Origin of the sequence: Actinospica robiniae DSM 44927 (genome assembly GCF_000504285.1) — a bacterium.
GTDB lineage: Bacteria > Actinomycetota > Actinomycetes > Streptomycetales > Catenulisporaceae > Actinospica > Actinospica robiniae.
In genome coordinates, this window is the sequence record NZ_KI632511.1 from 245372 (window position 1) to 259005 (window position 13634).

General features: G+C 71.5%; 13 protein-coding genes. 5 read left to right on the forward strand and 8 right to left on the reverse strand.

From position 1 onward, the window contains the following. Positions 1-1070: 1070 nt before the first annotated feature. From ACTRO_RS00995 to ACTRO_RS01010, 4 genes are read right to left on the reverse strand one after another with little or no spacing between them, the layout of a single operon-like run. On the reverse strand, positions 1071-1985 hold the full coding sequence (locus tag ACTRO_RS00995; RefSeq protein ID WP_211244031.1) for a YihY/virulence factor BrkB family protein: 915 nt from the start codon (positions 1983-1985) through the stop codon (positions 1071-1073). Between the two features lie 32 nt (positions 1986-2017). After that, complete coding sequence (locus tag ACTRO_RS01000; RefSeq protein ID WP_063628183.1) at positions 2018-2710, reverse strand: phosphatase PAP2 family protein; 693 nt, start codon at positions 2708-2710, stop codon at positions 2018-2020. A 48-nt stretch (positions 2711-2758) separates the two neighbouring features. After that, positions 2759-3526, reverse strand: a complete 768-nt coding sequence (locus ACTRO_RS01005; RefSeq protein WP_051450105.1) for a phosphatase PAP2 family protein — start codon at positions 3524-3526, stop codon at positions 2759-2761. Between the two features lie 22 nt (positions 3527-3548). Then, complete coding sequence (locus tag ACTRO_RS01010; protein WP_034260516.1) at positions 3549-5021, reverse strand: bifunctional phosphatase PAP2/diacylglycerol kinase family protein; 1473 nt, start codon at positions 5019-5021, stop codon at positions 3549-3551. 109 nt (positions 5022-5130) lie between these two features. Between ACTRO_RS01010 and ACTRO_RS01015 the strand changes: the two genes are divergently transcribed. The 3 genes from ACTRO_RS01015 to ACTRO_RS01025 all read left to right on the forward strand — a co-directional run bounded on the left by ACTRO_RS01015 (position 5131) and on the right by ACTRO_RS01025 (position 7953). Next, the gene (locus tag ACTRO_RS01015) at positions 5131-5970 is read left to right on the forward strand and encodes a DUF1206 domain-containing protein (RefSeq protein ID WP_034260518.1); all 840 of its coding nucleotides are present in this window, start codon (positions 5131-5133) and stop codon (positions 5968-5970) included. Positions 5971-6181: 211 nt separating this feature from the next. Beyond that, positions 6182-6682, forward strand: a complete 501-nt coding sequence (locus ACTRO_RS01020; protein WP_034260520.1) for a Dps family protein — start codon at positions 6182-6184, stop codon at positions 6680-6682. Beyond that, positions 6649-7953, forward strand: coding sequence for an MFS transporter (locus tag ACTRO_RS01025; RefSeq protein ID WP_084315866.1), 1305 nt, complete (start codon positions 6649-6651; stop codon positions 7951-7953). The genes ACTRO_RS01020 and ACTRO_RS01025 overlap by 34 nt, the downstream gene beginning before the upstream one ends. A 13-nt stretch (positions 7954-7966) precedes the next feature. Here ACTRO_RS01025 and ACTRO_RS01030 read toward each other — a convergent pair whose 3' ends face one another. The 3 genes from ACTRO_RS01030 to ACTRO_RS01040 form a co-directional block, all read right to left on the reverse strand. After that, a complete protein-coding gene (locus ACTRO_RS01030; protein ID WP_034260522.1) occupies positions 7967-8176 on the reverse strand; it encodes a hypothetical protein in 210 nt (69 codons plus the stop codon). Between the two features lie 69 nt (positions 8177-8245). Beyond that, entirely contained in the window at positions 8246-9172 is a 927-nt protein-coding gene (locus ACTRO_RS01035) for an aldo/keto reductase (protein ID WP_245594268.1), read from the reverse strand. A gap of 147 nt (positions 9173-9319) precedes the next feature. Beyond that, positions 9320-10354, reverse strand: coding sequence for an FKBP-type peptidyl-prolyl cis-trans isomerase (locus tag ACTRO_RS01040; protein WP_051450106.1), 1035 nt, complete (start codon positions 10352-10354; stop codon positions 9320-9322). A gap of 365 nt (positions 10355-10719) precedes the next feature. Between ACTRO_RS01040 and ACTRO_RS01045 the strand changes: the two genes are divergently transcribed. Further along, positions 10720-11685 carry a TIGR03621 family F420-dependent LLM class oxidoreductase gene (locus tag ACTRO_RS01045; protein ID WP_051450107.1) on the forward strand — a complete coding sequence of 322 codons (966 nt, stop codon included), beginning with the start codon at positions 10720-10722 and terminating at the stop codon, positions 11683-11685. A gap of 46 nt (positions 11686-11731) precedes the next feature. Here the strand turns inward: ACTRO_RS01045 and ACTRO_RS01050 are convergent, their stop codons facing one another. Further along, positions 11732-12337: a hypothetical protein gene (locus tag ACTRO_RS01050; RefSeq protein ID WP_157435627.1), complete on the reverse strand. Its 606-nt coding sequence runs from the start codon at positions 12335-12337 to the stop codon at positions 11732-11734. A gap of 231 nt (positions 12338-12568) precedes the next feature. Between ACTRO_RS01050 and ACTRO_RS42515 the strand changes: the two genes are divergently transcribed. Further along, positions 12569-13606 carry a GGDEF domain-containing protein gene (locus ACTRO_RS42515; protein ID WP_051450108.1) on the forward strand — a complete coding sequence of 346 codons (1038 nt, stop codon included), beginning with the start codon at positions 12569-12571 and terminating at the stop codon, positions 13604-13606. The last annotated feature ends 28 nt before the right edge of the window (positions 13607-13634 follow it).

Sequence of the window (13634 nt, forward strand, 5' to 3'; positions counted from 1 at the left end):
CTTGATCCACTGCTTCGGCCTGGCCTCGCGGACCAGGCCGCGCACCAGGGTGGCGCGGTCGACGGGACCGGCGGCGGCGCGGGCGGATTCCGTGCCGTGCGGCAGATCGGGTTCACCCTCCCGGCAGGACCCTGATCGGGCTTCGCCTGCCCGACCGAGGAGAGAGCCCACCCCCTGGGGGAGTGGTGCGAGCTGTGCTCGGGCCGAGTCCCGGCCCGTGGCCCGACCGCGCTCGGTGCGGAAGGATTCTGCATCGCCCCTGATCCGAGCATCCCGATCCTCGACCCGTGTGAAGGCGTCGGTGCTCGGGTCGCCTGGCCCTGTCGCACGCCGAGGGGAATTCCTGCACCGCTTTCGGCCATGCCCCCGACGCCATCTGCCCAGCCACCCCATCCACCCCCCCTTCCGTCACAAGTCCCGACAACCTTCGTACGCTTCCATGCTAGACGCCACCACCGACAAAAACCGCGCATCCGTCTATTGCTAGAAAAGTCAAAATACCGGAGATTTCCGGGCACTCGGACGCGTTCCCCGGAGTTGAAGTAGTAGAGAGAAAGAGCAGCTCAGAACGGCGGTGCAGGATTCTTCCGGATCGGGCGCGACCGGGCCACAGGACGGGACCCGGGCCCGAGCGCAGCTCGCACCACTCCCCAGGGGGTGGGCTCTCTCCTCGGTCGGGCAGGCGAAGCCCGATCAGGGTTCTGCCGGGAGGTCAAGCGGCGCCATGCAGAATCAAGCACCAGCCACAGCCACCGCCGCTTGAGCTCCCGGCAGGTTCCTGATTGCCTCCGGGGACCGACCGAGGAGAGAGCGCACACCCGTAACCCGACCACCCCGAACAACAGCCCGCCCCGCCAACGCCAGCACCCCACAGACCCCGGCACTCTCTCCGAGGGAGGGCCTGCCAGAGGCGATTTTCGTCTTGAAACCGCAGCCCGCTCCGCCAACGCAACGTGTGGGCGGGTGGTCAGACGAACCAGGCGACGCGAAGCGGCCGCCCGAACTACGACCACCACCCCGACCCGACAAGCCACCACGCCCCAGGAGCACCCAGCCGATCATCACTCGCGTTAAACGCCCGGGTCCGGCAGGGTCGGCCGGGGCTGGGCGCTGCGGGTCGCTTCGAGTTGGGCGGCGGTGGAAAGGCCGTAGAAGAGCGCGATGGCGGTGAGGTCGGCCCACACCATCAGGGCCATGATCGCGGTCAGCGGGCCATAGGTGGCGCTGAAGGTGGCGCTGCCGCGGGCGTACCAGGCGAGCAGTCCGGTCAGGGCGAGCCAGAGGGCCAGTGCGACGCAGGCCCCGAAGGCGAGCCAGCCGAGCGTCGGCTGGTGGCGTCGCGGCGAACGCCGGAAGACGAAGCTGAGCGAGAGCAGGGCCAGCGCGCCGCCCGCGGGCCAGCGGGCGATCACCCAGGCGAGGTGGGCGGCGTGCGGCCAGTGGTAGACCTCGGTCAGCGCGTCGCCGACGGCGCCGCCCGCGACCGTGACGGTCATGCCGACGGCCATCGGCGCGCCGGCGGTGACGGTGAGCAGCAGCGCGGTTCCGTACTTCCGGGGGAAGGGCCGGTCGCGCTCGACGCCGTAGATCCGGTTGGCGCCGCGTTCGATCTGGCCCATCGCGGTGGCGGTGGAGACGAGCGCGAAGGCGAGGCCGAGCCAGAGCGCCGGACCGCCGGCCTGCGCGTCGGCCTGGGCGTTGGCGAGCGCCTGGCGGACAACCGGCTGGCCGGCGCCGGGGGTGAGCCGGTCGAGCACGTCGGCCAGGACCTGCCCGGGCGCCTCGTGGTGCAGCGTGGTGGAGAGCCCGAACAGGGCGATGATCATCGGAAGGACGGCGAGGCAGATCTGGAACGCGAGCGCCCGGGCGTGGCTGAACCCGTCGGCGTAACGGAAGCGCAGGAACGCATCGCGCAGCAGCTGTCTGATGCCGCCGCGCCGCAGCGTGGTCCAGGCGTCCTCGGCGGAGAGGTCTTCGCCGGTCATGTCGCGTGTCTCCGGGACCTTCGCGGCAGTGCTCACCGTGCGGCCCTGCCCGCCGGACGCGCGAGTTCCGGAGACGCGGTGGCCACCGGCTCAGGGCTCTGATGGGCGCGGAGGACGAAGTGCTGGGCGGCCCAGACGGCGAGGGCTCCGAGTATCGCGCCGGCGACGACGTCCGACGGATGGTGCATGCCGCGATACAGGCGCGCGACGCCGACTGCGGCCGGAATCAACAGCAGCAGCCACGGGATTCTGCGACCGCTGTGCCGGTAGACGATCAAAGCCAGGATGCCGTAAAGCGCCACTGCCGCGGCGGTGTGGCCCGAGGGAAAACTCGATGTCGGTGGTGAGGCGTCGAGTTCGGCGACGGCCGGGCGCGAGCGATGCACGATAGCAGTGGTAATCAAGAAAGTGCTCAGTTCCAACAGGATTGCGAAGGCGATGCACAGCGGCTCGGCTCCGCTTTTGTAGTGCCACCGTGCCCAGATCACCATGGCGAGGGCGACCACCGCCGCTCCGTACGTGCCGGCCAGGAGGCACAGCAGGTCGGTGACGGTGTTCGCCCAGGGAACGCGGTGCGCTGCGAAGAACACGTCGACGTGGTCCTCCCCGGTCAGCGGGGCGCTGTGCGCCAGGATTCCGGTGCACAGCAGGCCGAGCAGGATCATCCCCGCGGACAGGCCGGCCACGCAGCAGGCGAAGGTGACGAGCAGCCTTCGTGCGTTCATCTCCCGAGGCGAATGGGGCATGGCCACAGGTGACCGCCCGGCGACGGATCATGCGTCTTCGGGGCCTGATCGAACGGGGTGCGCGGCGCGTCCGCTCTCCTCCGGCGCCACGCCCTCGAGGACGGGATGGACCCGCGGCAGCGCGTGTTCGCGGCGCCAGGTCTCGAAGGCAGCGGTGGTGCCGGTGAGCAAGCCGACGCCGAGCAGCCAGCCGCCGAGGACGTCGCTGGTCCAGTGCACGCCGAGGGCGATCCGGCTGTAGCCGACCGCGAGCGGGATCAGCGCGGCCGGCAGCCAGGCGGCCAGGCGGGTGCGGCGGGGCAGCAGCGGGAGCAGGACGAGCAGGAAGACGCCGGCGCCGAGCGTGGCGGTGAAGGCGTGGCCGGAGGGGAACGAGGGGCCGGGCGCGCTCGCCACCGGCTGGACGAAGACCGGGCGGGCCCGGTCGACGGCGACCTTGAGCACCTCGTCGATCGCCGCCCCGCTGATCATGGTCGCGGCGGTCCACAGCGCCAGCCGGCGCGCGCCGCGCAGGAAGAGCACCACCGCGAGCAGGGTCGCGGCGATCCGCATGACCGTCGGTGAGCCGATGTCAGACACCAGCACCATCGCGTGGACCAGCGCGGGATGGCCGAGGGCCTGGGTGTGCAGGGTGTTGGCGACGTACCGGTCCACGTTCCGCAGCGGCGCCCAGGACGCCTCGACCGCGAGGACCAGCAGCCCGACGAGCAGCGCCATCGGCAGAGCGACGAGCAGGACGAGGGCGAGCCGCGGGCTGAGGCTGCCGGAGGTGCGCGAGGCCTTCACGGGATCCATGATCTCTCCAGGGGGCGCGCCGTCAGACGGCGGCGGGCCGGTAGACGACGAGTCGGCCGGTGAGCTTGCGCAACGAAAGCCGCGGTGTCCCGGTGCAGGCCTCCCCGTCGACGCTGTAGTCCAGCGGCTGCCCGTCCGCGGACTCGAGCGTGAGCGACGATACGGAGAGGTACTGATACACCGGACACGTCGCCAGCGTGCCCGTCGCCAACGCGGCGATCAGGCGCAGCCGGGCCAGCGGTTGATCGGCGTCGACGATGCGCACGTCCAGGTCGCCGTCGGCGAGCCGGGGCCGGTAGGACGGCGCGAGGCCGGCCGGCTCGTAGCGGCAGTTCCCGGCGAACAGCAGCCATATTCGGCGCCGTTCGCCGTTCGCGTGCACGGTGATGGCGCCGCCGCGTCGCAGCACGCCGATCGCGCCGAGCATGGTGGCGGGCCACTTGCCCAGCCGGGCCTCGTGCTGCTCCCGGCCGTGCACCAGGTCGACGTAGGCGCCGATGCTGAAGGTGTTCATGAACACGTCGTCGTTGACCAGGCCGGCGTCCACCTCCACAGCCTGGCCCTCGCGAAGTGCGCGCAGGGCGTCGTCGACGCCTTCCACACCGAGGTCGCGGGCGAAGTGGTCGAACGTGCCCGAGGGCAAAACCAGCAGCGGGATGCCGCGATCGACGGCCAGGCGCGCGGCGGTGTTGACCGTGCCGTCACCGCCCGCCACGCCTAGAACGTGCGCGCGCTCCGCAGCGTCGGCCAGCGCCTTCGCCGTCTCGGCCCCGTCGGCGGCGCTGATCACTTCGGCGTCCGGCAAGGCTTGGCGCAGCCGCTCGGCCAGGGCCTCATCGGCGCTGCGGGCCGCGGTGTTGACGACGATGATCACGCCCTCGCCGGTCGGGCATCCGTCGACCTCGCGGGCGGCGTCCGGAGCGCCGGCCGGGATGGGCGACGCGGTCGGCCACCAGCGGGTGGTGGCCAGACCCGAGGCCACGCCGATCGCCGCCCCGGCCACCACGTCGGAGGGGTAGTGCACGCCGGTGACCACGCGGGACAGACCCACCCCGACGGCCAGCGCCGCCACCGGCAGGGCCAGCCGCGGCTGCTCCAGCGCCACGCCGGTGGCGAACGCCGCGGCCGAGGCGGTGTGCCCGGAGGGGAACGAGGAACTCGTCGGCGGGCGGCGCAGACGTCTGATCAACGGCGTCAGGTCGAGCTCCGGCCGGGCCCGGCGCACCAGCGACTTGCCGGCCAGGTTCGCCGCCGCGCTGGCCGTGGCCTGCGCCGCCAGCCCGCGCAACGCCGCCCGCCGGGCCGTCCGGCTGTGCGCCAGACCGAGTCCGGCGGCCACGGCGAACCACAGCACACCGTGGTCGGCGGCCCGGCCCAGTGCCGGCAGGACCGAGTCTCCGACGCGCGAGGGCCGATCGGCGACGAGACGCATAGCGCGCGTGTCGAAGCCGCTCAGACGCCGATAGTGCCGGTGCAGTGGCAGATGCGTATCCATGTGCTGCCTTCCTCGAAAGCGAACCGGGCAGGGTCGGATCCGTTTACCCGCAACCGCCTCGGGCACGCGGACATCCCGGCAGCACGCGTAGGAAGGTGTGGAACAGGACATGAGCGTCGGATCACGCTGGACGTCGCGCTCGCGGATCAACGCGGGCCGAGCGCGCGCGAACCACACGAACGCGGTCGACACCCTCGGACGGATCGGCTTCACCGCACGCGGGATCGTCTACCTGCTCATCGGCTGGATCACGCTGATGATCGCGCTGGACCACCGCACGTCGGAGGCCGACCGCACAGGAGCGCTGGAACTGGTCGCGGGCAAGGCTTTCGGCTTCGTCGTGCTCTGGTTCCTCATCGTCGGCTTCGCCGGCATGGCCCTGTGGCGCGCGGTCATGGCCGTGCGCCCGGACGTGCCCGGGAAGCAGAGCGCCGGCTCCCGGCTGGCCTCGGGCGGCAAAGCCCTGCTCTACGTCGTCGCCGCGTACACCACGGCCCGGTTCACCGTGACCGGGCACTCGAGCGGCTCGACCAACAAGGTCTCCACCGACTTCACCACCGACGCGATGCGGCACTCCGGCGGGCGCCTGCTGGTCGGCGCGGTGGGCATCGGCTTCATCGTCGCCGGAGGGGTGCTGATCGTGCGCGGCATCCGGCGGAAGTTCGCGAAGAACCTCGACACCGCCGCCATGTCCGTCCGCACCCGGCGCGGGGTGCTCGCCGTGGGCGTGGCGGGCAACGTGGCCCGCGGCGTGATCGGCGCGGCCGCGGGCGTCTTCCTGCTCGACGCCGCCATCACCTTCGACCCGCACCGAGCCCGCGGCGTGGACGGCACCTTGCGCGCGTTCGCAGCCGCCCCCGCCGGTCCCGTCGTGCTGATCGTCATGGCCGTCGGGCTGGCCGCGTTCGGCTGCTACTCGTTCTGCGAAGCCCGCTGGCGTCGGCTCTGAGCCGCTCGGGAAATCAAGCGCTCGCCGGCCGCAGGCCGGTCCGATTCTCCAGTTCTCACCTATGACTTCGCATCACATCGCGCCGGGCGCAGAGCATCCGGCGCGGACCGCCCGGCGGCGTCACTCGAACAGGCGCGCCGACTTCCCAGCGCCCCGGGCGGTGTTCGAACAATGGAGGGTAAGGCCCGTCGCCGAGAGAGGTCAGCAGAACATGTCGAGTCGAAACGGTGGTGCCCGCGGCGCCACGGAGACCTACCAGGGCTTCACCGCGTCCACCGCGCTGGCCGGCTGCCTGCAGCGGGTGCTGGTGGACCTGATCAGCCTGCACATGACCGCCAAGCAGGCCCACTGGAACCTGGTGGGCCCGAACTTCCGCGACATCCACCTGCAGCTCGACGAGATCACCGCGAGTGCGCGCGAGCACAGCGACACCATCGCGGAGCGGATGCGGGCGCTGCACGCGGTGGCCGACGGCCGGCTCAAGACGGTCGCCCAGAGCGCGACCCTGCCCGAGTTCCCGCCGGGGGAGAAGTCCACCCACGAAGTGGTAGACCTGATGACGGACCAGATCCAGCACGCCGTGGCCACCGCCCGCGCGGTGCACGACGAGGTGGACGGCGAGGATCCGTCCACCGCCGATCTGCTGCACGTCTTGATCGACGACTTGGAGAAGCAGGCGTGGATGATGGCCATGGAGAACCGGGGCCGCTGAGCGGACCGACGGGTTCCGACGGGCGGCGCGGCGGTCCGGCCCCCCGCGCCGCCCACGCCGACGCCCACGCCGAGGGCACATCCGACGCCGCGGACGCCGCGTCCGACCGCTCCGGCGGCCGGATGGGCGCGTTCGCGGCGATCAGCGCGCTGTTCGTGGTGATCATGATCGGCACGACCCTGCCGACGCCGCTCTACGTCTTCTGGCAGCGGGAGTACACGTTCGGCTCCGCCATCACCACGGTCGTGTTCGCCACCTACGCGTTCGGCGTACTGGTGGCCCTGCTCACCGCGGGTCAGGCCTCTGACGAAGCCGGCCGCCGGCCGGTGCTCGCCGTCGCGCTGGTGCTCTCGTTCGCCGCGTCGATCGGATTCGCGGCGGCGGACTCGATCACCGTCCTGCTCGTGGCCCGCTTCGTCTCCGGTCTCGCCGCCGGCCTGACGACCGCCGCGGCCACCGCGTCGCTACGGGAACTGGCCGGGCGCGATCACCCGGAGGCTGCCGCGGTCGTGCCAGGGGCCGTCAACCTGTTCGGCCTCGGCTGCGGCCCGCTGCTCGCGGGCGTGCTGGCCGAGCTCATCCCGGGCCATCCGACCATGGTGCCGTTCGAGGTGCACCTGGTGCTGCTCGTGTGCGCCGCGCTCGCGCTGATCCCGCCGGACACGGTCACGGCCAAGCCCAAGCCGACCTGGGTGCGGCGCCCGCAGATCGCCGTCCCGTCGCACAGCCGCTGGACCTTCTGGGCCGCCGCCCTCGCCGGCCTGATCAGCTTCGCCCTGCTGGGGCTGTTCACCTCGGTGATCCCCACGTTCCTCGGCCAGACCCTGCACGAGCACCGCCCGGCCGTGGTCGGCACGGTCGTGTTCCTGCTGTTCGCGGCGGCCGTGGTGGCGCAGGTGCTGTGCCGCCGGGTGGAGCGCGGAACGGCGGTGCGGTCCGGCCTGCTCGCCCTCCCGGTCGCGCTCGCGCTGATCGTGGCCGGGCTCTATGCCGTCTCGTTCGCCACGTTCCTGGTCGGCACGGTCGCGGCCGGCGGCGCCGTCGGTGTGGTCTTCCTCGGCAGCCTCGACACCGCCCTGTCCGTCGCCGCCCCCGACCAGCGCGGGCAGGTCGGCTCCGCGTATTTCTCCTCGGCCTACGTCGGCCTGACGATCCCGGTGATCAGCGTCGGCTTCGCCGCGCAGGCGTTCGGCACCCGCCCCAGCGTGCTGGTCGCGGCGATCGCCCTCGCGGCGGCGGCGCTGCTCGCGTACGCCCGCCTGCGGCCGTGACGGGCCGACCGGCTCAGATCGGCTCCATGTGGTCGATCACGAACACGGCGAGCGTGCGGTACTCCGCGTCGATCTGGTCGGTCGGCCGGTAGATGAAGTAGGGGCCGCGGCCCTCGTTGACGGCAAGCGGTTGCGAGGCGTCGCCGGAGAGGGTTCTGCCGTCGAACGGACCTCCGCGCAGAACGATGTTCCGGTGATGATCGGGCCCCGGCTGCTTGCTCATGCCTCCATCGAACCGCCCGCCGCCCCCGGCCGCGAGGCCGCTCGCCCACTCGGGCGACCCCTCGACGCGTCAGAGCACTGACTCCAGCAGGGCCAGATCCTCCGGCGTCAGCCGGATGCCGCCCGCCGCGACGTTCGCCTCCAGATGCGCCGCATCGCCGGTGCCCGGGATAGCCAGGACGTGCGGCCCCTGGGCGAGGGTCCAGGCCAGCCGGACCTGCTGCGGCGTCACGCCGTGGGCCTTCGCGATCGTCAGGACCGCCTCGTCCTCCTGCGCACCCGCGTCGTCCGACCCGGCCCGGGACGCCCGGGCCCCGGCGATCGCGAAGAAAGGCACGAACGCGATCCCCGCCTGCCCGCAGGCTCGCAGCAGCTCGGCGGCGTCGCGCTGCCCGAGGCCGAAGCGGTTCTGCACCGACGCCACCGGTGCGATGGCCCGCGCCTCGGCGAGCTGAGCTGGCGTCACCTCCGAGACCCCGAGCTGCCGGACCAGTCCGGCGTCCCGCAGCTCGGCCAAGGCGCCGAAGTGCTCGGCGATCGACTCCCACCGCATGTTGCGCAGGTACACCAGGTCGAGGTGATCCCGGCCGAGCTGACGCAGGTTCTCCTCGACGTCTTCCCGCAGCTGATCCGGCCGCGCCGCGTCGGCCCAGCCCCCGTCGCGTTCACGCCGTGGGCCGACCTTGGTGGCGACCAGCACCTCGTCACCGAACGGCGCGAGCGCGGCGTTGAGGATCTCGTTGGCCGAGCGCAGCGCCGAGAAGTAGAACGCGGCGGTGTCGATGTGGTTCACGCCGAGCTCGACGGCACGTCGCACGACCGCGATCGAGTTGGCGCGGTCGCGGGGAGTCCCGCCGTGGAAAGCGGCGGTGCCGGTCAAACGCATAGCGCCGAAGCCGAGACGGTTCACCGTGCGGTCGCCGAACCGCCAGGTACCCGAGTCCGCGGCATCCGGGGGAGTGGTGGGGTCGGTTGAGGAGTTCAGAGAAGTAGCCACAGCGACTTCTATCATCATTGCGCTCGTTGCGTCGACCTTCGCCTTCTGATTCGCACCGAGCGGCGCCGGCAGCAGACGAACCGGCCGGCGCCCGCGCCCCGATTCCGGGGGCGGACGCCGGCCGGTGCCGACGGAGAGAGACGCGGACTAGAGCGCCGCGACGATGTCGACCACGAAGACCAGCGTGTCGTCCTTGCCGATGCCGGCCTGGGACGAGCCGCCCTCCGGGCCGTAGCCGAGCGACGGCGGGATGACCAGCAGCACCCGGTCGCCGACGTGCTTGCCGACCAGGCCCTGGTCCCAGCCCGGGATGACCGTGCCCTCGCCGATCGCGGTACTGAACAGGGTCTTGCGGGAGAAGGAGGAGTCGAAGTTCTTGCCGGTGTTCCAGTCCACGCCGGTGTACTGGATCAGCAGGGTCTGGCCCTTGGCGACGGTCTTGCCCTGGCCCTGGATCAACACCTTGGAGACCAGGCCGGTCGGCGGCTTCACCCCGCTCGGGATCTTCACCGTCGGGTTGCCCGAGCCCGGCTCGCCGGTCACCTTGGGCAGCGAGGCGTCCGTCTGCGCGGCCATGGTGCCGGTGATCTGCGCGTTCGCCGGGTAGCCGGCCACCACGTCGAGCACGAAGATGAGCACGTCGGTCGGGTTGACCCCGGCCTGGGTGTTGCCCTGGCTGCCGAAGGCGTCGGCCGGCGGGGCCACCACCTCGATCCGGCTTCCGGTCTTCACGCCGGTCAGAGCCTTGGTGAAGGCGGGCAGCGCGGTGCTCGAGCCGAGCTGCACGCTCTGCGGCTCGGTCACGGCCTGGTTCGCGGAGGCGTAGGTGTCGCCCAGCTTCTTGTTCTGCGACCAGTTGAAGACGGTGTAGTTGACCACCGCCAGATCATCGCTCGCCAGGGCCTTGCCGGTGCCCTGGACCAGCACCTTAGTCTGGAACTGGTTCGGCGGCGCGGCCCCCTTCGGCACGGTGATGTCGGCCGCCTGGCCGATGCTGCCGGTGACGGTCGGCATCGCGGTGGACGTGGGGGTCGCGGTGGCGGAGGGCGACGAGGAACCGCACGCGGCGCTCACCATGACCGCGGCCAGCACGATCGGAAGGGCGAGCTTGGCGCGCAGTCCGCGGCGCTTGCGGGCGGCGGGTGTGGGCTCCGCCGCGATCTGGGTGGCTGCATTCGGCACCCGCCTACCTTATGGCCCACACCCCGGAAACGCCGAGCCGGTCCGCCCGGTTAGCCCGATAAGTCCCATGAGTCCGATTGGTGAGCATTCCGGCGAAAGCCCTGAGGCCGATCTCTGCGCTGTGGGACGGTGACGTGACGTGACCACCGTCCGTGTCCGAGAGGTATGTGTGAGGCCTGAGGGATCTGGGCCAGTTCCTACCGGGGAGTCGCGCGCGTGCGACTCCGGTCGAGTACGCTCGCGCGTCTCCGGTCCCTTATGTGCGGATCAACTCTTATATGCGTGCACGATGGGAGTGCGGCCACGCGCCGGAGCAGCAATAAACACCGTCGCGGACGACGCGGCGCGCGGGCATGATGGGCCCCATGCGCCCCTTCCGCTTCCTCGCGACCATCGAAGAGAGTGACGACAACCGCCGCCTCGACCTTGCCGGCCTCACCGCGCAGGTCCGCAAAGCCGAGGCGGTCGGCTGTGACACCTTCGTCCTGCCCGACCATCTGCTCGACCAGCCCGCCACACTGCCGTTGCTCGCCACGGTCGCCGCCATCACCGAGACCATGCGCGTGAGCCCGTTCGTCCTGAACATCTGCCTGCGCCACCCCGCCGTGCTCGCCCAGGAACTCGCCACCATCGACGTGCTCTCCGGCGGGCGGCTCGATATAGGCCTCGGCGCGGGATGGAACAAGCCGGAGCACGACGCCGTCGGGATCCCGTTCGAGTCGACCGGCGAGCGGATCAAGCGGCTGACCGAGGCGATCGCCGTGATCAAGGGCTGCTTCGCCGAAGGCGCCTTCGACTACAAGGGCGAGTACTACACCATCTCCGGGCACGACGGCCTGCCCAAGCCGGCCCAGCGTCCGCACCCGCCGATCTTCCTCGGCGGCGGCGGCAAGCGCACGCTGACCCTCGCCGCACGCGAGGCTCAGATCATCGGCCTGGCGCCGCGGATCAAGCCGATCGACGGGGCGCAGCGCACCGACGCCTGGAGCCTGACCGCGGAGGCCACCGAGGAGAAGATCGGCTGGATCCGCGAAGCCGCCGGCGACCGCTTCGACGAGATCGAACTGAACACCTATCCCAACGGCGGCCCGATAACGATCACCGGCGAGCCGCGGGCCGAGGCCGCGCGCCGGGCCGAGCGGCTGCGCAAGCGTACCGGCGTCGAACTGACGGTGGAGCAGATCCTCGACTCGCCGCACATGTTCATCGGCACACTCGACGACCTGCGGCACAAGTTCATCGAGCTGCGCGAGCGTTTCGGTATCAGCTCGTTCCTCGTCGACGATCTCGACGCCCTCGCGCCGGTCATCGAGGAACTCGCCGGGCGATGACGCGTCGGCCCCGGGCAGCCGTGCGCCGGCCGGGGCCGCACTGCATCTAATTCAATCGGCCGGGGGCGTCGAGCAGCCCGACCCGCCGGTGAAGCTCGGCGGCGAACGCCACCCCGCGGGTGGGCCCGAACGACGGAAGCGGGATCTCCATGTGCAGGAAACCGCGGTCGCGCACGCAGACGTCCAGCCGCAGCAGCTTGGTGTAGCCGCCCGAGGCCGTCGTCGGCTCCGAGACCCACACGATCTCCGCCAGCGGGACGTCCACCGCGGCGTCCTTCTTCGGCTTGGCCGTGAACAATCCCAGCCGGTACAAGCTGAAGACGAGCAGCCGTGTGTCGGTCATGACCAGATGGCAGCGCTTCGGGAACTTGATCGAGGACTGGACCACGCCCCCGCCCTGCAGCCGGTTCGCCTGCGCGCCCACCATCCGTCCGACGTTGTGGCCGATCATCATGCCCTCGTTCGATCCGCTCCCGGCCACGGTGCCGAGCAGCCCGCCCATGTCCTTGGCGAACTGGGCCCGTGTCTGCCCGGCCGGGTACATCGGCACCACGGAGACGACCTGCTCGTCCATACCGCGCTCGGCGAGGTAGTAGCGCACGCGTTTGGCGTAGTACTCGGGCGCCGATATCGCAACACTCTCATCAGTCACCCGCCTATGAAAGCACGTGGATGAGCTCGGATCACACCCCTCCGCCGGACCCGCGGACGGACGCCCGGGTGCGCCCAGTCGAGTGATCATCCGCCACCGGTCGGGTTCAAGCGAAGGCGGGGGAGCGGCCCGGTCGCCGAGACTTGAGGTGGTCGGCTGTCGCACCTGCTCGCAGAGCTCGAGGGCGGCTCGCGGGAAGGGAAGCGTTCGAGCACGGGATCGAGGCGGAGCATGGCGCTGGGGGCCGCGTCCGACTCGGAGCTGGCCGAATCCCGCCAGTGGGCGATCAAGAAGGTCGCCGGCGGGCTGATGATCGCCGCCGCGGTGCTGGTCCTGCTGATCACCGGGCTGTTCGACCTGCGCGGCGAACCCTACCCGCCGGCCACCCGGATCGCCAACTACGTACTGTGCCCGCTGGTGGCTGCGTTCGGCCTGTTCCTGTTGCGCACCCCGCGGCGGCTGCCGCTCTGGCTGGCCAACTCCATCCCCTCCGTCGCCGCCGTCCTGATCTGCCTGCCCACCTCGCCCAACCAGGCCGCGGACGCGCTCAGCCCGCTGCTGCTGACCTGGCCGGTGACCTACGCCGCGGCGGTGCTCTCGGCCCGCGTCGCCTGGATCACCGCGGGCGTGGCCGGGGTGGTCTTCGCCGTGCTGGCCTCGCTCAGCCGCGGCGTGGACGGCCTGGTGCTGTGGATCGAGACCGCGGCGTCGCTGGCCGTGGTGTGCGGCATGGTGGTGCGGGTGCAGAACCAGTCGCTGCGGCTGCGCGAGACGCTGGCCCGGCTCGCCCGGACCGACCCGCTGACCGGCCTGATCAACCGTCGGGGCTTCGACGAGGCGCTGGCCCGCGAGCACGCCCGGCGGCTGCGCGGCGGTCCGCCCTCGGCGCTGCTGCTGGTGGACATCGACCACTTCAAGACCGTCAACGACACCTGGGGCCATCCCGCCGGGGACGAGACGCTGCGCCTGCTCAGCGGTCTGCTCAGCAGCACGTTCCGGGCCACCGACGTGGTCGGCCGGATCGGCGGCGAGGAGTTCGCGGCGCTGCTCGTGGACTGCGTCCCACAGGAGGCCGCCGAGCGGGCCCGGGACCTGTGCGACCGCGTGCGCACCCGGGCGCGGGAGTGGGAGCACCCGATCACGGTCAGCGTGGGGGTCGCGGCCAGCCTCGAGCACGCGCCGACCCCGACCGAGCTGATGGCCTCCGCCGACGCCGCGCTCTACGCCGCGAAGGCGGCCGGCCGCGACCGGGTCTGGATCGAACCCTGACGGACGCGTCAGGGGCCGATGATCTAGC